Consider the following 19304-nt stretch of genomic DNA (forward strand, 5'->3'; position numbering starts at 1 on the left):
TAACGACTGTGCTGGCTTAAATAACTGTTTTTACAGCCTGTTCCGGCTTATTGGCAATAATCACTGCCCGCTGCGGCGCCGGGTAGCCTTCAAGAGTGCGGGTACAATCATTGGGGTCTAAAAAGTCGGCCAAGGATTGATAGGTCATCCACTCGGTGGAGCGCTGCTCCTCCAGTGTCGTGACTGCTTCATCGACCACGCGAATATTGGTAAAGCCGCAACGGGTAAGCCAGTGGCAAAGTGCTTTTGATGAGGGCAGAAAATAAACATTAGGCATCGCGGCGTAACGCTCGCCGGGCACAAAGACCGTTTGCTCGTCGCCTTCCACCACCAGCGTTTCCAGTACCAGCTCGCCACCCGGCGCCAGGGCCGCTTTCAGTTGCTGAAGGTGCTCGAAAGGGGAGGCGCGGTGGTACAGCACGCCCATGGAGAACACCGTATCGAAAAAGCCGAGGTTCTCCGGTACATCCTCGATACCCACGGGAAGGAACTGAGTGCGTCCGCCATCGGCATCGCCCACAAAGTGGCGCACTGCTTGGAACTGCCAGTAAAAGCGTGGTGAAGGGTCAATCACCAGCACGAAGGCCGCTCCAGCGCCCGTCATCCGCCAGGCGTGATAGCCGCTGCCGCCGCCTACATCCAACACCTTGCGGTATTTCAGGGGCGCTAAATGAGGTGCCACGCGCTGCCATTTCCAATCAGAGCGCCATTCGGTGTCGATATCAATGCCGCCCAGCTGAAAAGGTCCTTTGCGCCACGGAGCCAGCTTACGCAGTAGATTAAAGCATTGGCGTTGCTGGCTATCGCTGAGCGCAAGCTCCACCGTTAGCGTATCGCTGTCCAGTTGAACGTGGCGCTCGGCCGGTAAGGCCGGCAGTTTGGCAACGGCCTTTTCCCAGGCGGGTAGGTCGCCATGACGTTGGCGGTCAAGCCCTCTGGCCAGCTGCTCGGGTAATTTAGCCAGCCAGGTCGTTAAGCCCTGGTCTAAAAACGCCTGATAAAGTGCGCGGTGGTCATCAGGGAGTTCCACTTAACTCTCCTTAAACGCAATGACAGAGGCAAAGTTCAGGTATTGAAACCACGTTACCGTACGTGGGAAGCCTGCCTGCTGTAAGCGCTGATGCAGCGCATCCAGCGTATCGGGCACCAACACGTTTTCAAGTGCGGTGCGCTTTTGGCTGATTTCCATATCGCTGTAACCATTGGCGCGTTTGAAGTCATGATAGCGCTCTACTCGCCAGGCATTATCCCGCTCATCGACGTCAACGGTTTTTTCCGATAAAACCAGCACGCCGCCAGGCTCGAGCGCGTCAAACAGCCGCCTTAACAGGGCATCCCGGTCAGCCGGTGGCAAAAACTGCAGCGTAAAGTTAAGAATGATCATGCCGGATGGCGCATACTCGAGCGTGCGAATGTCGGCTTCTTCCACGCTCATGGCATGTTCAGGGCACTCTTCGGTGAAGGTCTGGCGAGCACGCGATACCATCGCTGGTGATAAATCGACGCCGGTATAGCGAAACGCGTCAGGGGCGAGTGCACCCGCAAGCGCCAAGCCTGAGGCGCCGAGCGAGCAGCCCAGGTCATACACGTGGCCGCCATGGCGAAGGTGACGCTGGGCAATCAGGCCCAGCATGCCCAGGATTTGGCCGTAGCCTGGTATAGAGCGACGGACCATGTCGGGAAAACAAGCCACTACCTGTTCATCGAACGAGAAGCGCGCCACTCGATCAAGGGGTGTCGAAAAGATAGCGTCACGGTAAGATGCATTACTCATTGGCAAGCCGGGAATCATCAAAAGGGGGGAGTAGTTTACGCGCCCTGATTTGACCAGAACAGACCCGAGCTGCATGGTTCGACGCCACAGGAGACGGCAAATGGCCTCAGCATCACGCGCCACCCCCGATAAACTGCCCGCGTGGCAGGCATTAAAACAGCATGCCGATGAACTCAAAGGCGTCCATTTAAAAACGCTATTTGGCTCGGAGAGCAGCCGATGGACGCATTTTACCCGCCATGAGGCGGGCCTGACGCTGGATCTTTCCAAGCAGCGCTGGGACGACGATACGCTTGAGCACCTGTTAGCGCTGGCGCACGATGCGGGTGTGCCCAGCGCCATTGATGCTTTGTTAAGCGGCAAGCGGGTTAACGTTAGTGAGAACCGCCCAGCCTTGCACACAGCGCTGCGTTTACCGGCCGATGCAACGCTGAACGTTGAAGGGGAAGATATTGTCGCCGGGGTGCAGGAAAGCCTGGCGCAAATGGAGCGCCTGGTGTGCCGTTTGCACGCCGGACAGTGGCGAGGAGCCACGGGAAAGCCCATTCGCCATGTGGTGAATTTGGGCGTCGGCGGCTCGGATTTAGGGCCGTTGATGGTGACCCACGCGCTGGCCGATTATCGGCCTGACAATATTCATCCTGTTGAGGTGCATTTTGCCTCCACCATGGATGGCTCGCAGCTGGCCGATTATTTAGGGCGCCTAAATCCGGAAACGACCCTCTTTGTGCTTTCCTCCAAGTCGTTTACCACCATTGATACACTTTCCAATGCCAATACGGCCAGAGACTGGCTGTTGGGCCGTTTAACTCAGCATAGTGATTTTGTTAGCGCTCCACCGGTAAGCGCTGAACTCATTGTGCGCCAACACTTTATTGGCGTGTCGGCCAGTCCCGAGAAAATGAGCGAGTGGGGCATTGCGCCAGACCACCAGCTTAAATTCTGGGAGTGGGTAGGCGGGCGCTATTCGCTTTGGGGCACGATTGGCTTGCCGATTTCGCTGGTCGTGGGTATGGCCCACTTTCGCGAACTGTTAGCCGGTGCCCATGCGATGGACCGTCACTTCAGTGAAGCGCCCATGGAAGATAATTTGCCCGTGCTGCTGGCTCTGGCTGGCATCTGGAATGTTAATTTTCTGGATATCCGCGCCCATTCGATTCTGCCTTACGATGGCCGGTTGGAATATTTTGCTGCCTACCTTGAGCAATTGGAAATGGAGTCCAACGGCAAGTCGGTTACCCGCCAAGGCCAGGCAGTCAACTATTCAACCTGCCCGGTACTGTGGGGGCAGCTGGGCCCCAATGCCCAGCACGCGTTTTATCAACTGCTTCACCAGGGCACTCAGTCGGTTGTGTGTGACTTTATCGCCCCGCTCAAGCGTTACGATGAGGTAGAAGACCCAGATACCCGCCGCCATCTCAAAGCGCAGCACCGGCTGGCGCTTGCTAACTGCTTCGCCCAGTCTCGCGTTCTGATGCTGGGCGATGACGCGTTAGAAGATGATGGCCCCCGTCCTGAGCACAAACGCTACCGTGGCAACCAGCCATCGACCACTGTATTGCTTGATAAGCTAACGCCGACCACGCTAGGGGCGTTAATCGCTCTTTACGAACATAAGGTCTTTGTTCAAGCCGTTATCTGGGATATCAACCCGTTCGATCAGTGGGGGGTGGAGCTTGGCAAGCAGATCGCGACCGATACCCAGGGCATTATCGATGGGCAGGGCGACATTACGCGCATGGATGCCTCCAGCCGCGGATTGATCGAGGCGTTTTGGGCGGCAGAGCAGGATGGGTAACTGCCTCTGGCGTCTATGAAAAAAGCGTGCTTCCACTTTTCCTGCCATGTATTAGATATGGCTGGATATACAGCTTTTTGCTATTCTAGCAATCTTTGTCGGCTGCCTGTACGAGTCACAGGCGGCTGCCAGCTTTACCCTTCAGGAACCGACGTTACATGACCCAGTTTGATGCCTCTCAGTACGGCGCGAGTTCTATCGAAGTCCTGTCAGGGCTCGAGCCGGTACGTAAGCGTCCCGGTATGTACACCGATACCTCACGGCCCAATCACCTGGCCCAAGAAGTGATTGATAACAGCGTCGATGAAGCGCTGGCGGGCCACGCCTCTTTTATTCGTGTCATGTTGCACAGCGATGGGGGCATCGAGGTTCAGGATGACGGCCGAGGTATGCCGATTGACCTTCACCCCGAGCACGGCGTTTCAGGGGTGGAGCTGATTCTTACCAAGCTGCACTCTGGCGGTAAGTTCTCCTCTTCAAGCTATCGGTTTTCCGGTGGCCTTCACGGCGTTGGCGTCTCGGTCGTCAACGCGCTTTCACGGCGCTTGGAAGTAGAAGTGACTCGTGACGGCGCGCGTCATGCGATTGCCTTTGAGCACGGCGAAAAAGTCGAAAATCTGCATGAAATCGGCAAGGCTGCGAAACGTGCTACCGGAACCCTGGTGCGTTTTTGGCCGGATGAAAGCTATTTCGACAGCCCCAAACTGGCCGTTTCAAAGCTTAAACATCTACTGCGCGCCAAAGCGGTACTCTGCCCAGGGCTTGCCGTTACGCTGATTGAGCCAGATGGAACAACGACGGAATGGGCCTATGCTGATGGCCTGCGCGACTATTTAGCCGAAGCCACCGATGGTTATGAAGTGCTGCCTAATGAGCCGTTTGTTGGTCACTTTAGTGACGACGAGCACGGTGTGGATTGGGCTATTCAATGGCTGCCGGAAGGCGGTGAATCGCTGCTAGAAAGCTACGTTAACTTGATCCCCACGCCGCAAGGTGGCACTCACGTTAACGGTTTTCGATCAGGACTGCTGGATGCACTGCGCGAGTTTTGTGAATATCGTAGCCTGCTGCCGCGCGGCATCAAACTCACCGCCGATGATCTTTGGGAGCGCGTCTCTTTCGTGCTCTCGGTGAAAATGCTCGACCCTCAGTTTGCTGGGCAAACCAAAGAGCGGCTGTCATCACGCACTATTGCAGGTTTTGTATCCGGGGTAGTGAAGGATGCATTCTCGCTGTGGCTAAACCATCATATCGATCAAGCCGAGCAGTTGGCTGAGCTAGTGATCAACGCCGCCCAGCATCGCCAGAAAAAGGCCAAGAAGATAGCCCGTAAAAAGGTGACGTCAGGCCCTGCACTGCCGGGTAAGCTGGCGGACTGCTCAGGCCAGGACCCATCGCTCAGCGAGTTGTTTCTGGTCGAGGGCGACTCGGCCGGGGGCAGCGCCAAGCAGGCACGTAACCGTGAAACCCAAGCAATCCTGCCGCTGCGCGGTAAGATTTTGAATACCTGGGAAGTCGAGACCCACGACATTTACGGCTCTCAGGAAGTTCACGACATCGCCGTTGCCATTGGCGCGGACCCCAGTAGCGCGAATCTCGAAAAGCTGCGCTACCACAAGATTTGTATTCTTGCGGATGCGGACTCCGACGGCCTGCATATTGCCACGCTGCTGTGTGCGCTGTTTGTACGTCATTTCCCCGCACTAGTGGATGCAGGCCATGTGTTTGTCGCCATGCCACCCCTTTACCGCATCGATTTAGGTAAAGAGGTCCACTATGCACTCGATGAGAGCGAAAAAAATGCCGTTCTCAAACAGCTGGCAAAAAAACGCGGCACTCCGAATGTACAGCGCTTTAAGGGCTTGGGTGAAATGAACCCGCTACAGCTGCGAGAAACTACCATGGCGGTCGAAACCCGTCGCCTGGTACAGCTAACGCTGGAAGAGGGCGACGGCACCATGGAAATGATGGATATGCTGCTCGCCAAGAAGCGCGCCAGTGACCGCAAGAAGTGGCTGGAAGATTACGGCAACCTCGCAGACATTGAGGTATAACCCCCGATGAGCATGGATATTCAGGTAGCGGAAGGCGATGTCGAACGTCTCTCCTTGCGCGACTATACCGAAAAAGCGTACCTCGACTACTCGATGTACGTCATTCTAGACCGTGCGCTGCCTAACATTGGCGACGGTATGAAACCCGTACAGCGGCGGATCATTTACGCCATGCGTGAGTTGGCGCTTCACGCCAACGCCAAGTACAAAAAATCAGCGCGTACCGTAGGCGACGTATTGGGTAAGTTTCACCCCCATGGTGACAGCGCCTGTTACGAAGCCATGGTGCTGATGGCGCAGTCGTTTAGCTATCGCTACCCACTGGTGGATGGCCAAGGCAACTGGGGGAGTCCAGACGACCCTAAATCGTTTGCCGCTATGCGCTATACCGAAGCCAAGCTCTCCAGGTTTTCCGAAGTGCTGTTGGGCGAATTGGGGCAGGGCACAGTCGACTGGGCGCCCAATTTTGACGGCACGATGCAGGAACCCCTCGTACTGCCTGCCAAGCTGCCCCATGTACTGCTCAATGGCGGTACCGGAATCGCCGTAGGCATGGCCACTGACATTCCGCCGCACAACGTTAGCGAAGTGGTCGAGGCTACCTGCCATCTGCTGCGCAACCCACAGGCGACCACGACCGACCTGATGGCGTTTGTACCCGCGCCGGACTTTCCTACGGATGCGGAAATCATCACGCCCCAAGCCGACCTGCGTAAGCTTTATGAGACAGGCCGAGGTTCGGTAAAACTGCGTGCGCGCTATACCCGCGAAGATGCCAATATCGTGATTACCGCCGTGCCGTACCAGGTCAGCGGTGCCAAGGTACTTGAGCAGATTGCCGCGCAGATGCAGGCGAAAAAACTGCCGATGGTGGCCGACCTTCGTGATGAATCAACTCATGAAGAGCCAACGCGCTTAGTGATTGAACCGCGCTCCAGCCGCGTGGATGTCGAGTCGCTGATGGCCCACCTGTTTGCCACCACGGACCTGGAAAAGAACGTGCGGGTAAATATGAACGTGATCGGCCTGGACGGCCGCCCGCGGGTCATGCCCCTAACGGATATGCTGGGCGAGTGGCTACGCTTTCGCCGGACCACGGTGCGCCGCCGGTTGGAGCACCGCCTGGGCAAGGTGGAAGACCGCCTGCACATTTTGGAAGGCTTGCTGACAGCCTATCTGGATCTTGACGAAGTGATCCGGATTATTCGTGAGGAAGATGACCCGAAAGCCTCGCTAATCGCCACTTTTAGTCTCTCGGAGCGCCAGGCTGAAGCGATTCTCGAACTGCGCCTGCGTCACCTTGCCAAGCTCGAAGAGATGAAAATTCGCGGCGAGCAGGACGAGCTGGAAAAAGAGCGTAAGTACCTTACGGGTTTGCTGGGCAGTGAAGCAAAACTAACCACGCTGATAGAAAAAGAGATTCGTGCGGCGGGCAAAGAGCACGGCGACGAGCGCCGCTCACCGTTGATTGAGCGCAGTGAAGCCAAGGCACTTTCGGAAGTTGAGCTGCTGGGGGCTGATCCGGTCACCGTAGTGTTGTCTGATAAAGGCTGGATTCGTGCTGCTAAAGGGCACGATATTGATCCCGAAGGACTGTCCTATAAAGCCGGTGATAGCTTTCATCTGGCCGCTCGGGGCAAGACTAATCAGTCGCTGGTGCTGCTGGACGACACGGGACGCGCTTACACCCTGGCCGCCCATAACTTGCCCAGTGCGCGGGGCCAGGGTGAACCGGTGACCGGTCGCGCTAATGTCTCGGCAGGGGCACAAATGGCCGGGTTAATGCTTGCCCCACCCGAACGGCGCTTTGTATTGGCAAGCGACGGTGGTTATGGATTTATGGCTCGCTTGGACGCGCTTACCGGTAAAAATAAAGCCGGCAAAGCGGTACTCAGCATACCCAAAGGCTGTAGCGTGATGGCGCCCATCGAAGTGCCTGACGGTGAAGAACTGTGGGTGGCGTCGGTGTCTAGCGAAGGCCGATTACTGCTGTTCCCGCTTGAGCAGTTGCCTGAAATGACCAAAGGTAAAGGCAACAAAATGCTCGATATTCCCAGCCCGAGAGCCGCCCGACGTGAGGAGTTTGTACGTGACGTTACCGTTCTCTCGGCAAGCGACGCACTGCTGGTTCACGCCGGTAAGCGCAAGCTGACCTTGAAAGCGGATGATTTAGCGTATTATCGCGGCGAAAGAGGGCGACGAGGCAGCAAGTTGCCGCGCGGCTTCCAAAAAGTTGATCGGTTAGAGGCGGGAGAGTAACTCATGACAAAACGTTGTTTAATTCGTGCAACCGGTATGGCGCGTTCTGGTCAGCTAGAGGGCTTTGGAAAAGTGTTGGCCCGCACGAACGCCCAGCTTTTGGATATTAATCAAAGCGTGACGTTTGGCATGCTCTCTCTGGAAGCCCTGGTGGGGCTTGAACACGATAACGCGTTGGAGGCGACGCTCAGTGAGGCGGGCGATGCGCTAGGGCTGGATATTCAGGCGATTACGGTTAACCCCGGCGATTATCAACGCTGGAGTAATGAGGCAAGTCAGCCTCGTCTGATTTTGACACTGCTGGCGCCGCATTTACCGGCAGGCATACTGGCTGAAATCGGTATTTTAACGGCAGAATTTGGGTTAACAGTCGAGCTGATTCACCGGCTTTCTGGGCGTGAATCGCTGGACGGTAGCGCGCCTTCCGGCGGTGCCTGCGTTGAGTGCTGGTTACGTGGCGACGAGGCGAATATCGAAGCGCTGCGCGAAAAGGCGTTGGCACTAGGAGGCGAACATGGCGTGGATATCGCCATCCAGGAAGACTCAATCTGGCGGCGCCATCGCCGCCTTGTGTGCTTCGATATGGATTCCACGCTGATCAAAGCTGAAGTGATTGATGAGCTGGCCCGGCACCACGGGGTGGGTGATGAGGTTGCCGAGGTGACCGAACGGGCCATGCGTGGCGAGCTGGATTTTCAGGAGAGCTTTCGCGAACGCATGAGCAAGCTGAAAGGCCTGGATGAGTCGGTGCTGATCAAGATTGCCGAAGAGCTGCCGTTAATGGATGGTGTAGAGCGTTTGATGGCTAATTTAAAGCGCTTCGGTTACCGCACTGTGATTCTATCCGGGGGCTTTACCTATTTTGCCCGCCATTTACAGGAAAAACTCGGCTTTGATGAGATTCATGCTAATGAGCTGGTGATCGAGAACGGTAAAGTCACTGGTGAAGTGACGTTGCCGATTGTTGATGCGGAGCGCAAGGCAGAGCTTTTGGAGCAGATTGCGCTGCGCGAAGGCTTTACGTTGGAGCAGACCATTGCGGTGGGTGATGGCGCCAATGACCTGAAAATGCTGGCTAAAGCGGGATTGGGTATCGCGTTTCGAGCCAAGCCGTTAGTGCGCGCTCAAGCGCGTCAGGCGATCTCGACACTGGGCATTGATGCCGTGCTGTATCTGATTGGTTATCGCCAAACGGATCTAATGGATTAAGTGCTTTTCGGCCAGCTATTGAGTCGGTACGTAACGTACCGACTCAATAGTACGCGCTCTATAAACCCGACAACTACTGGGTGGTAGATAGTGCGATGCCCTGATATTCGTGGCTCAGGTGCTCAAGCCTTTCTACCTCGCTCTTGCTAAGTTCAGGCGAATCCCATAACGGGTTGCCTTGGGCATCTTGAAGGCCTTCGACGGTTACCGTGAGCGATACATCGCTGGGTATTTGTGTGTTTCCCCACGCGCTAAAACGATTAGGTGCCAAGCGCCACATGGCCGTTTCACCTGCTTCAAGACCGCCCGCAATCACATAGTAAAACGTTTCATCAATCCAGGGCGCGGACCGATCAGCGCTGGTCACAACACCTCTTAAAAATACTTGCGAGACGGCCTGCTCCGTATGATTGGTCACCTCAATATCCAGCGCCGGTTCTGGCGTGCCGTATGGGCTTTGGCTTATATAATAGCGTGCGTTATCAATGCTAAAGCGTTCCCGTTGCTCACGGTCTTTAGCTGCCCGCGCTTGCTTTTCAGTCAACCGGGCAAGGGTAGAGAGCGCCTGCTGACGCTCTCTGGCTCGCCTCTCGCGTAGAATATCGTCGGCGCGTTTAATTACCTGGTCGCCCGTTAGACCATGCATGCGAACGTTGGCCGATTCAGCGATCTCGGCTGCATTCATTCGTTTAGGGCTAAGTAAGGCCATGCTGCCAAAGTTTGGCATCGCCATGATAGCGAGCGCTTTATCAAACTCATCACGCTTATAAGCAGGCATCGCCTCACGTACATTCTCAATTGAGACAACCGCCGCTGGCATGGAGCTGGTATCTATTTTGGGGTCTGAGCAACCGGCTAACACACATAGCGATAGCGTAATGGCAGACAGCCGTAGGAGGCTCCACATACATTCACCTCATTATGGTCAAAAACGCTGTGGAGCTTACCGGAAAGCGCTAACGACCACTACTATCTCTGTCATTGTTAAGCACTTTATTTATCGGTTGTGGGCTGTGAAAATTTAGGAGGCCGTGGCCGTGTAGAGACTGTTTTTCTCACTACAGGGACATGGCCGGACGGCTAACCGTGGCCTTTGTCGGGATGGGGGACGGGTTTATCACCGACTTCCTCTGAGCGAAGCTCTATCGGTTTGCCCTGCGTTTTTTGGGCATGCCTCAAACGCAAGTGCAGGCCGGTTTTGGCAAGCAAATGGGCGCTGACAGGGGCGGTAATAAACAGAAATAGCGTGATGAGTAACTCCTGAATATCAATGTGACCATCGACGCTCCAAAAATACCCCATTGAGGCAATCAGCATGCAGCCAATACCCAGCGTAGTGGCCTTGGTCGGGCCATGCAGGCGCATATAAAAATCGCGTAGGTGAGCCATCCCCAGTGAGCCGATAAATACGAACACGCCGCCGGTGATAAGCATTAAGGAGATAAGTGCTTCTACAAGGAGCGACATGGCGACACCTCTGGGTGGTGCGAGACAGAAAATGCGTTCATTCGATAATGTCTCCGCGCAGAATGTATTTGCACACGGCCACGGTGCTGATAAAGCCCAGCATGGCAATCAGCAGCGCCGACTCGAAATAGGTTTTGCTGTTAAGCCATAGCCCCAGCAGAACAATTAGTGCGATGGAGTTAACGTACATGGTATCCAGCGCCAGTACGCGGTCCGGGAGGTCTGGCCCCACGGTAAGCCTAAAGAGGTTCATTAGCAGTGCCATGACGACAAGCGCCAGGGTAATGTACAAAGCAATGCTTAGCATTCGTAAATCTCCTTGAGAGGGCGCTCATACCGCTCGCGGATCTGCCTGATCAGTTCCTCTTCATCATCAACATTTAGAGCATGGATTAATAGCGATTGACCGTCGAGACGCAGGTTGGCTGATACCGTGCCAGGCGTCAGGCTGATGGTGCTGGCCAGCAGCGTAATGGTGAAGCGCTCCTCCAGCATTAAAGGGTATTCAATAAAATGTGGCGTTAGCCTGCGCCAAGGGTTGGCCACTAGACAAGCCACCTCAAAGTTGGCGACGACGATATCCTTTAAAACCCTCAAGATAAACCGCAGCAGCACCCAGGGCTTTTTGATGCGTAGAGTCGTGTCCCAGAACTGATAGGTCACCAGAGGAATGATAATGGCCAGTATGCCGCCCAGCACGATTTGCCCGGGGGCGTAACTGCGTGCAAGCAGCAGCCAGACGCCTAGTAATAATAGCGATAAAACTGGCGTCGGCAGCCAGGAGCGCGGGGTAATCATGGGGCATCTCCTGCATCAAGTAGCAGCGTGTCGATCAAGATTTGTGGCTGTGATAGCTGCTCGGCCGTTGCCTGGGTGTAGCTACTGATGGGCCCCGCAAAAAGGGTCATTAAGGGGGCCGCGCTTAGCAGCCAGATGACGGCAAACCATTGGCGGCGTGGCAACGCATTGCCGCCTAAACTGCCGCGATAGCTACGCCAGAAGATCGTGGAGCCTGCGCGTGACAGAGCAATCAAGGCTGCCAAACTAACCAGCAGTAGAGTAGGCCATAGCCATAATCGCTGAGCACCTTCAGCGGCGTTCAGCACCAGTGCTTTACCCAAGGCGCCGGAAAGTGGCGGAACGCCCACAACGGCGACAGCACCTACAAGAAACAGTAACCCTAACGCCTTGCCTTGGGTCATGGGACGGCTTTTCACCAGCCGAGTCCCCGCCTTGCCGCGCTGCAATCCGATCATTTCGGCCAGCAGGAATAAACCACCCGTAATCAAGGAGGTATGAATCAAATAGTAAAGAAGCGCTGAAGTCGCTTGCTCTGTTCGCATGCCCACACCGACCAAAAGCGTGCCCACCGACAGCAACACCAGGTAAGCGACCAGTAGTTTTAGATCTCGGGCAGCCATAATGCCTACCCCAGCGGCAATGAGCGTTGCCAAGCCGAGCCACCATACCCATGGCTGCTCCAGTGCGGTCAGTGCGCCCGCGCTTTCGCCAAAAATCAGCAGATAAACGCGCAGGATGGCGTAGATACCGACTTTGGTCATAATGGCAAAGAGAGCTGCCACCGGGGCGGGCGCCGCTGAATAAGCGCGCGGTAACCAGAAATAGAGCGGCAAAATGGCGGCTTTCAAGCCAAATACCACCAGCAACATTAACGCGCCAGCGGTCACCAGGCCTTGGCGTTCAGCAGGCAGTTCGGCTACGCGCAGAGCCATATCGGCCATGTTAAGCGTTCCCGTGGCGCCATAAAGCGTACCTACCGCTATCAGAAACAGTGAAGAACCTGCCAGGTTGAGTACTACGTAATGCACGCTCGCCTGGATACGTGCTTTGCCACCACCGTGTAGCAGCAGCGCGTAAGAGGCGAGAAGCAGCACTTCAAAAAAGACGAACAGATTGAACAAGTCGCCGGTTAGAAACGCGCCATTAATGCCCAGGAGTTGCCACTGAAAAAGGCCGTGAAAATTGCTGCCTTTTTCATCATCCCCTGCACAGGCAAATATCACGGCACCCACCGCAAGCAGAGCTGTGATCAACAGCATCAAGGCAGATAGACGGTCGAGCACCAGTACGATGCCGAAAGGCGCTTGCCAGTTGCCCAATGCGTAGTAAAGAATCTCGCCACGCATGGCTTGGCTAATCAGGCCTATCGCCACGGCCAATAATAGAACGGTGGCCACAACGCTCACGATACGTTTGTAGCGAACCAGTCCCTGGCGCTGGTAGAGCAGCATAATGCCGGCGATCAGCGGCAGGACGATAGGAAAAACAATCAGGTGTTGCATCATTCGCGGTCTTCCTTTTTACCGTCTACATGATCGTTGCCCACTTCACTGCGGGCGCGCATCGCGAGAATCACGACGAAAGCGGTCATTGCGAAGCCAATAACGATGGCGGTAAGCACTAGCGCTTGAGGCAGCGGGTCGGCATAAACGCCTTCGCCATGAACAATGGCCGCACCGTCAGTGGTTAACCCACCCATCGAAAATAGAAACAGGTTCACGGCGTAAGAAAGCAGCGTTAGACCTACCACTACGGGAAAAGTACGCCCCCGAAGCGTTAAATAGAGGCCACAGGTGCTAAGTACGCCGGTGGTGATTGCGTAAAGTAATTCCATCAGCTTTGCTCCTTGGCGGGTGGCGGCGTGACCTCGTCGCCCTTGGGCTCATTAACCACTGGCCGGTGAGTCGTGGTGACCTTGCCCAGGTTGGCCAGGATCATCAGCGTGGCGCCGACGACGGCGAGATAAACGCCGAGATCAAACAGCAGAGCAGTGGCTAGCTCAAACTTACCGACTACCGGCAGGCTAAAGTAGCTGAAGGCAGAGGTCAGGAAGGGGTAGCCGAACAACCAGCTACCCAAGCCGGTTAGCGTTGCCACCGCAACCCCCGCAATGGCAACGGGTTGGAAGGGGAAGTCCAAACGCTGTTGCGTCCACTCCACACCACGTGCCATATACAGAAGAATCAGCGCAACCGCGGTGATCAAGCCAGCGATAAAGCCACCGCCGGGCTCATTGTGGCCGCGCAAGAAAATAAACGCCGATACCAGCAGCGCCAACGGCAATAGAGCTAGTGAAATAGAGGTCAGAATGGCCGGATAACGATCAGGGGACCAAACGCGGCCTTCTCCGTCGCTGTGCGGGATAAACAGGCGTAAACGGTTGAGCAATTTGAAAATCGCCAAGCCCGCCAAGGCCAGCACCGTAATCTCGCCCAAGGTATCGAAGCCACGGAAATCGACCAGAATGACGTTGACCACATTATGGCCGCCGCCGCCAGGAACGCTATTGGTCATAAAGAAGTTAGAGATCGACAGCGTATCTCGCGTCATCACCGCATAGTTAATGCTGGCGATGACAAGTCCCAATGAACCCGCTAACAGCATGTCGCGCAGATTGCGCTTGGGGCTGGATTCGGGGGGCGTCTTTTGAGGCAGGAAAAAAAGCGCCAGCATCAGCAAAATCATCGTTACCACTTCCACCGAAAGCTGCGTCAGCGCTAGATCCGGTGCAGAGAAGCGTGCAAACGTAAGGGCTACAAAAAGTCCCACCACCGACAGCATGAGTAGTGAAATTAGCCGGTAGCGGTGAGTGGCGGCCGTGGCAATACCGCCAAAAATCAACATGCCAGCGCCTAGCAGCAGCACGCCATCAATGGGTTGATTGCCTTTGGGGCCGGTAAGCTCGGTAATTTGTGATAAGCCGATAACGCCCATGATCAGCGTGGACAGCAAAAGCCAGCCCACAAAGCGCTGCAGCGAATGACCGTCCCAGGCGGCCACGAGGGCTTCTGCACGTTGCTCAAGGCTGATCATTGCGCGCTCAAACACACGGCTTGCATCGACGCTGGCAAACGATTGGGCGAAACGACGTAGATCAGCATGGCGCCAGTAAAGGACAACACCCACAACAAATGCCACCATACTCATGATGAGTGGCAGGTTCACGCCGTGCCAAATAGCCAAGTGGAAGTCCAGCGGTTCACCGAGCACCGCTTGCGTCGCCAGCTCAAGCAGGTTATTAACCATCAGCGTGGGGAATAAACCTACCAGCATGCAGAGCACTACCAGCAGTTCGACCGGAAAACGCATCAGGTGTGGTGGCTCATGAGGCGCCTTGGGTGACGCTTCCTTCGCGGGCGCATAGAACACCGCATACACCAGACGTACCGAGTAGGCAACGGAAAGAATGCCACCTATGGCGGCCAGCGCAGGGATTAACCAACTTAATCCGCCCAGTACGGGCGTGGCTAATGTTTCAGTAAAGAACATCTCCTTGGAGAGAAATCCATTAAAGAAGGGTACGCCTGCCATCGCCGCAGCGGCCAGTGTCGTAAGTAGGGCAGTGATGGGCATGGTTTTTCGCAGCGCGCCCAACTGCTTAAGCTCACGTGTGCCGGTTTCATGGTCGATGATGCCTGCGCTCATGAAAAGCGCTGCTTTGAATGTGGCGTGGTTAACGATATGAAACAGCGCCGCCAAAACGGCCATAGGCGTGCCGATGCCCAATAGCACTGTAATCAGGCCCAGGTGACTGATGGTAGAAAACGCCAAAATACCTTTTAGGTCCGTCTTGAACAGAGCAAACCAGGCGCCATATAGCAGCGTGATTGAACCGATAAGCGGTACCACCACGCTCCAAAGCTCGCTACCGGCAATCGCTGGATGCAGCCGGGCCATTAAAAAGATGCCCGCCTTAACCATGGTGGCTGAATGCAGATAAGCAGAAACCGGGGTCGGCGCCGCCATGGCATGCGGCAACCAGAAATGAAACGGAAACTGCGCCGATTTGGTGAAAGCACCTAATAAAATTAGTGTCAGCATGATGGGGTAGCGTGGGTCCGCCACAATGGTGGCACCACTGGCCAGCACATCACTCATATTAAAGCTACCGGCCATATCGCCGAGCAGTAATAGCCCCGCTAATAGGGCAAGGCCGCCTGCACCGGTCACGGTTAGCGCCATACGTGCGCCTTTACGCGCATCGTTACGATAAGACCAAAAACCGATCAATAGAAACGAGGAAAGACTCGTAAGCTCCCAGAACAACCATAAAAGAATCAGGTTGTCGGACATTGAGATACCGACCATAGAGGCCATGAACAGCATCAGGAAAGCGTAGAAACGCCCTACAGGTTCATCTTTGCCCAAATAGAAGTGGGCATACAGCAATACGAGCAGGCCGATTCCCAGAATCAGGAGGTTGAAAAGCAAGGACAGGCCATCCAGACGAAAGGCAAGTTCCAAGCCAAGCTCAGGCATCCATTCAGCATGGAAGCGCAACGTTTCACCATCCAGCAAGGCAGGGACCTGAAGTAAGGTGAGTAGCAGGGCGGCAGCCGGTACCACGCTCGTCGCAAGCGAACACACAGAGCGGTCGCGTTGAGCGGTGATCAGTGGCACCAGTACCCCAAGCAACGGTAATAAGGCTATCCAAAGCAGTGTCATGGGCTCATCCAGCGCAATAAAATCTCAAAAAAAGCCGCAAAGTGAGGAGAATACACCTAGGGCCAAGGGTAAATTAAGCGAAACCGTAGAATATCACTTGTTTTGAAGATGTGCGGCTTTCGTATAATCGGTCCGCTTATTCAATGAACAAGAGCAAGTGATTGGGTGCTTGCCGTTGATGCACGCCCCAAACGGATGGCGGTTATTGCAGGTAGCATTTGCGTTGCCGCATGGGGAGGATGAATAATGCTTCTCATTTTTTAAACTATTTTTTGAATTTTCTATGCTTGCGAGAACTTTACAGCAATGAGCACTTCCTTTAGTACCTGGCAGGCACGCTTTGAAAAGCTGCGTAGTAACACGTTTTTTGAGACATTTGTGATTGCCATTATCGTGGTGTCGGCGTTGGTGATTGGCGCGCGCACTTACGATGAGGTGAGCCGGTTTGAGCAGTGGCTCGGCGTTCTGGATATGGCGGTGACGGTATTTTTTCTGGTCGAAATTCTGATCCGTATGGCGGCAGAGCCCAGACTGCGGGATTTCTTCAAGAAAGGCTGGAATGTCTTTGATTTTCTGATTGTTACCGCCAGTCTAATCCCCATGGACGAGTCGGAAATGGTATTGCTGGCGCGCTTGCTGCGCATCTTCCGCGTGCTGCGCCTGGTGTCAATGATTCCTGAGCTTCAAATGCTGCTGTCGGCGCTGATCAAATCCATACCGCGTATGGGATACGTGGTGCTTTTGATGTTTATCATTTTCTACATTTATGCCGCAATCGGCAGCTTCTTGTTCCACACCGTCGATGAGCAGCTATGGGGCAATATTGCACTGGCCATGCTAACGCTTTTCCAGGTAGCAACGTTTGAAAGCTGGGCCACCGCCGTTCTGTACCCGACGATGGAACACTTTCCCTATGCCTGGATCTACTTCTTAACGTTCATATTCCTCAACGCCTTTATCTTTCTCAATATGATGATCGGCATTGTGCTGGACGTCATGCAAAAAGAGAGCGCCCAGATGGCGCTGGACAATGGCGAAGGGGAAGAGGCAGAAATACAGGGATTACGTAGCGATGTTCGAGAACTGCGTGCTCAATTGGACCGCATGGAATCGGCATTGACAAAGCGTGATACGAACTCGCCTCAATAGAAGGCAGGCACGCACCATGCGGTAGCGGATACGGCTTCTTCGAACATGGTAGGGGTAGATAAAGGGGCGGTCCCACTGCACGCCACCGGCACTGTCCGGGTGGGCAAGTGTTCCTTCGCCTTGGGTGGTGGGTGGGATGTACATGCGCCCCGGTTTATGACTGAAAATGCCGCTTTAGCGGTTTTGGCATGCACAACCTCTTGGGCTGTCCAAAGCGCCGAGGCGGCAAGCATTTCCAGAATGGTGTAACGTTTATATGCCAAGCCCCGCATCGGGCTGCTCGCTTGGCTATTGATACCCCTCACAGCGGCGTTTTACTCGCCTCCCCGGGCACTTCGCGCACTAGTCGGGGCATCAGAAAACCGGGTAGGTGCTCACGTAGTTGGGTGATGAGCGCACGTGCTTCATCATCCGGTACATCAAAATGAGCGGCGCCCTGCACTGGGTCTAATACATGCAGGTAGTAGGGCAGGATGCCTGCCTCAAAAAGCCGCTCTGAAAGGGCGGTGAGTGTGCTCACTTCGTCGTTAACGCCGCGCAGCAGTACGCTTTGATTAAGCAACGTGGCACCGGCTTCTTTTAATCGGGTGCAGGCCTCAACGACGGCTTGATCTATCTCGTTGGCATGATTGATATGCAGTACCACGACTTTTTGCAGCCGGGTATTGCCCAGCCAGGCAAGTAGCGCATTATCGATACGATCAGGAATCACCACGGGTAAGCGTGTGTGAATGCGCAGCCGCTTAAGATGAGGGATTTTTTCCAGCTCGCCGACTAGCCAGGCTAGCTGACGGTCGTTGGCGGCCAGCGGGTCGCCGCCGGAAAGAATGGCTTCATGAATGGTGGGGCTGCTGCGCAGGTAATCAAGCGCATCTTGCCACTGGGCGCGGGATGGTGAATTATCGCTGTAGGGAAAGTGGCGACGAAAACAGTAGCGGCAGTTAATTGCGCAGTTTGGGCTTGCGATTAATAGCACCCGACCGGCGTATTTGTGAATCAACCCTTTGGCAGGGCGATGATCGGCCTCTTCAAGAGGGTCAAGCACGTAACCACTAGGCGTGAGCGCTTCGTCGCTGACGGGCAGCACTTGGCACAGCAGCGGGTCGGACGTATCGCCGTAAGTAATGCGTGACAAATAGGCCTCGGGTACGCAGGTTTCAAACAGCCTATGCCCGGTATGTGCGCCAGAGAGCCATTCACTCTTTAGTCCAAGCCGCTTGCAAAGCTCTTGTGGGTCACGAATGGCGCTGGAAAGCTGCTGTTGCCACGTAGGGCTTGAGGCTTCGTTGAATCGCTCGTGATTATCCGAGGCAACGATCATAATGTTCTCCTGCAAAAAGCCCTCCTTCGGGTTATCATGCGCGCACTTATTTGACGATGCTATCCACGCTGCGGCGACGTAGGCTATCTTGCATCGCTCACTGTAATAGCTAACTGAAATAGATCACAGAGAGGCAACATGGCTAACTATTCTACCAATGAATTCAAAGGCGGTTTAAAAGTAATGCTCGACGGTGATCCTTGCTCAATCGTTGAGAACGAATTGGTCAAGCCCGGCAAGGGTCAGGCGTTTAACCGCGTTAAGCTGCGTAACCTGATGACCGGCCGTGTAGGCGAGCGTACCTTTAAATCTGGTGATTCACTGGAAGGTGCAGATGTCATGGACCTGGAGATGGAGTACCTCTACACCGACGGTGACATGTGGCACTTTATGAAAACGGACGGCTCTTTTGAGCAGTACGCCGTAGAGAAAAAAGCGCTGGGCGATACTGTCAAATGGCTCAAAGAGCAGGTGCCTTATACGCTGACACTGTGGAACGACAAGGCAATTTCGGTGACGCCGCCCAACTTCATTGAGCTTGAAGTTGTCGAGACTGACCCAGGCCTGAAGGGCGATACGGCGCAGGGCGGCTCTAAACCCGCAACGCTCTCTTCGGGTGCTGTTGTTCGTGTACCTCTGTTTATCAACCAGGGCGAAGTGCTCAAAATCGATACGCGCTCCGGCGAGTACGTTTCTCGCGCTTGATAAGTACGTTTTTAAGCTAAGTGTTAAGTGAGTAGTTAAGTGCTTAGCCAAGTGGATAAAGCGGTAGGCTTTATTACGTACTTGGCGGCATTTGTACTACCT

At 54.8% G+C, this 19304-nt stretch carries 16 protein-coding genes; 6 read left to right on the forward strand and 10 right to left on the reverse strand.

The annotated features are described in order from the left end of the window. Positions 1 to 16 precede the first annotated feature (16 nt). A complete protein-coding gene (gene cmoB, locus ACT3TY_RS11265; RefSeq protein WP_444628255.1) occupies positions 17 to 1030 on the reverse strand; it encodes a tRNA 5-methoxyuridine(34)/uridine 5-oxyacetic acid(34) synthase CmoB in 1014 nt (337 codons plus the stop codon). After that, positions 1031 to 1774 (reverse strand): carboxy-S-adenosyl-L-methionine synthase CmoA, encoded by a 744-nt coding sequence (cmoA, locus tag ACT3TY_RS11270; RefSeq protein ID WP_444628257.1) that lies wholly within the window; start codon positions 1772 to 1774, stop codon positions 1031 to 1033. Between the two features lie 100 nt (positions 1775 to 1874). Between cmoA and pgi the strand changes: the two genes are divergently transcribed. From pgi to serB, 4 genes are all read left to right on the forward strand, one after another. Then, on the forward strand, positions 1875 to 3572 hold the full coding sequence (pgi, locus tag ACT3TY_RS11275; protein WP_444628258.1) for a glucose-6-phosphate isomerase: 1698 nt from the start codon (positions 1875 to 1877) through the stop codon (positions 3570 to 3572). Between the two features lie 158 nt (positions 3573 to 3730). Continuing rightward, entirely contained in the window at positions 3731 to 5626 is a 1896-nt protein-coding gene (gene parE / locus ACT3TY_RS11280) for a DNA topoisomerase IV subunit B (protein ID WP_444628260.1), read from the forward strand. A gap of 6 nt (positions 5627 to 5632) precedes the next feature. After that, complete coding sequence (parC, locus tag ACT3TY_RS11285) at positions 5633 to 7885, forward strand: DNA topoisomerase IV subunit A (protein ID WP_444628261.1); 2253 nt, start codon at positions 5633 to 5635, stop codon at positions 7883 to 7885. 3 nt (positions 7886 to 7888) lie between these two features. Next, the gene (serB, locus tag ACT3TY_RS11290; RefSeq protein WP_444628262.1) at positions 7889 to 9094 is read left to right on the forward strand and encodes a phosphoserine phosphatase SerB; all 1206 of its coding nucleotides are present in this window, start codon (positions 7889 to 7891) and stop codon (positions 9092 to 9094) included. A gap of 73 nt (positions 9095 to 9167) precedes the next feature. Here serB and ACT3TY_RS11295 read toward each other — a convergent pair whose 3' ends face one another. The 7 genes from ACT3TY_RS11295 to ACT3TY_RS11325 all read right to left on the reverse strand — a co-directional run bounded on the left by ACT3TY_RS11295 (position 9168) and on the right by ACT3TY_RS11325 (position 16027). Beyond that, positions 9168 to 10001, reverse strand: a complete 834-nt coding sequence (locus ACT3TY_RS11295) for a DUF6694 family lipoprotein (RefSeq protein WP_318779675.1) — start codon at positions 9999 to 10001, stop codon at positions 9168 to 9170. A 173-nt stretch (positions 10002 to 10174) separates the two neighbouring features. Then, positions 10175 to 10561, reverse strand: a complete 387-nt coding sequence (locus ACT3TY_RS11300; protein ID WP_444628264.1) for a Na+/H+ antiporter subunit G — start codon at positions 10559 to 10561, stop codon at positions 10175 to 10177. A gap of 37 nt (positions 10562 to 10598) precedes the next feature. Then, positions 10599 to 10868, reverse strand: coding sequence for a K+/H+ antiporter subunit F (locus ACT3TY_RS11305; protein WP_087109537.1), 270 nt, complete (start codon positions 10866 to 10868; stop codon positions 10599 to 10601). After that, a complete protein-coding gene (locus tag ACT3TY_RS11310) occupies positions 10862 to 11359 on the reverse strand; it encodes a Na+/H+ antiporter subunit E (RefSeq protein ID WP_087109535.1) in 498 nt (165 codons plus the stop codon). The genes ACT3TY_RS11305 and ACT3TY_RS11310 overlap by 7 nt, the downstream gene beginning before the upstream one ends. After that, positions 11356 to 12867: a monovalent cation/H+ antiporter subunit D gene (locus ACT3TY_RS11315; RefSeq protein ID WP_444628266.1), complete on the reverse strand. Its 1512-nt coding sequence runs from the start codon at positions 12865 to 12867 to the stop codon at positions 11356 to 11358. Before ACT3TY_RS11315 ends, ACT3TY_RS11310 begins: the two co-directional genes overlap by 4 nt. After that, positions 12864 to 13196: a Na+/H+ antiporter subunit C gene (locus ACT3TY_RS11320; protein ID WP_087109531.1), complete on the reverse strand. Its 333-nt coding sequence runs from the start codon at positions 13194 to 13196 to the stop codon at positions 12864 to 12866. Before ACT3TY_RS11320 ends, ACT3TY_RS11315 begins: the two co-directional genes overlap by 4 nt. Further along, positions 13196 to 16027 (reverse strand): monovalent cation/H+ antiporter subunit A, encoded by a 2832-nt coding sequence (locus ACT3TY_RS11325; RefSeq protein WP_444628268.1) that lies wholly within the window; start codon positions 16025 to 16027, stop codon positions 13196 to 13198. The genes ACT3TY_RS11320 and ACT3TY_RS11325 overlap by 1 nt, the downstream gene beginning before the upstream one ends. A 306-nt stretch (positions 16028 to 16333) precedes the next feature. Here ACT3TY_RS11325 and ACT3TY_RS11330 point away from each other — a divergent pair, with 306 nt between their 5' ends. Then, on the forward strand, positions 16334 to 17176 hold the full coding sequence (locus ACT3TY_RS11330; protein WP_444628270.1) for an ion transporter: 843 nt from the start codon (positions 16334 to 16336) through the stop codon (positions 17174 to 17176). Between the two features lie 301 nt (positions 17177 to 17477). Here the strand turns inward: ACT3TY_RS11330 and epmB are convergent, their stop codons facing one another. Then, positions 17478 to 18497, reverse strand: coding sequence for an EF-P beta-lysylation protein EpmB (epmB, locus tag ACT3TY_RS11335; RefSeq protein ID WP_444628272.1), 1020 nt, complete (start codon positions 18495 to 18497; stop codon positions 17478 to 17480). A gap of 138 nt (positions 18498 to 18635) precedes the next feature. Between epmB and efp the strand changes: the two genes are divergently transcribed. Then, complete coding sequence (efp, locus tag ACT3TY_RS11340; RefSeq protein WP_172116269.1) at positions 18636 to 19202, forward strand: elongation factor P; 567 nt, start codon at positions 18636 to 18638, stop codon at positions 19200 to 19202. Positions 19203 to 19304: the final 102 nt, after the last annotated feature.

It is taken from the genome of Halomonas sp. AOP22-C1-8, from assembly GCF_052378905.1.
GTDB classification, from domain to species: Bacteria; Pseudomonadota; Gammaproteobacteria; order Pseudomonadales; family Halomonadaceae; genus Vreelandella; species Vreelandella citrativorans.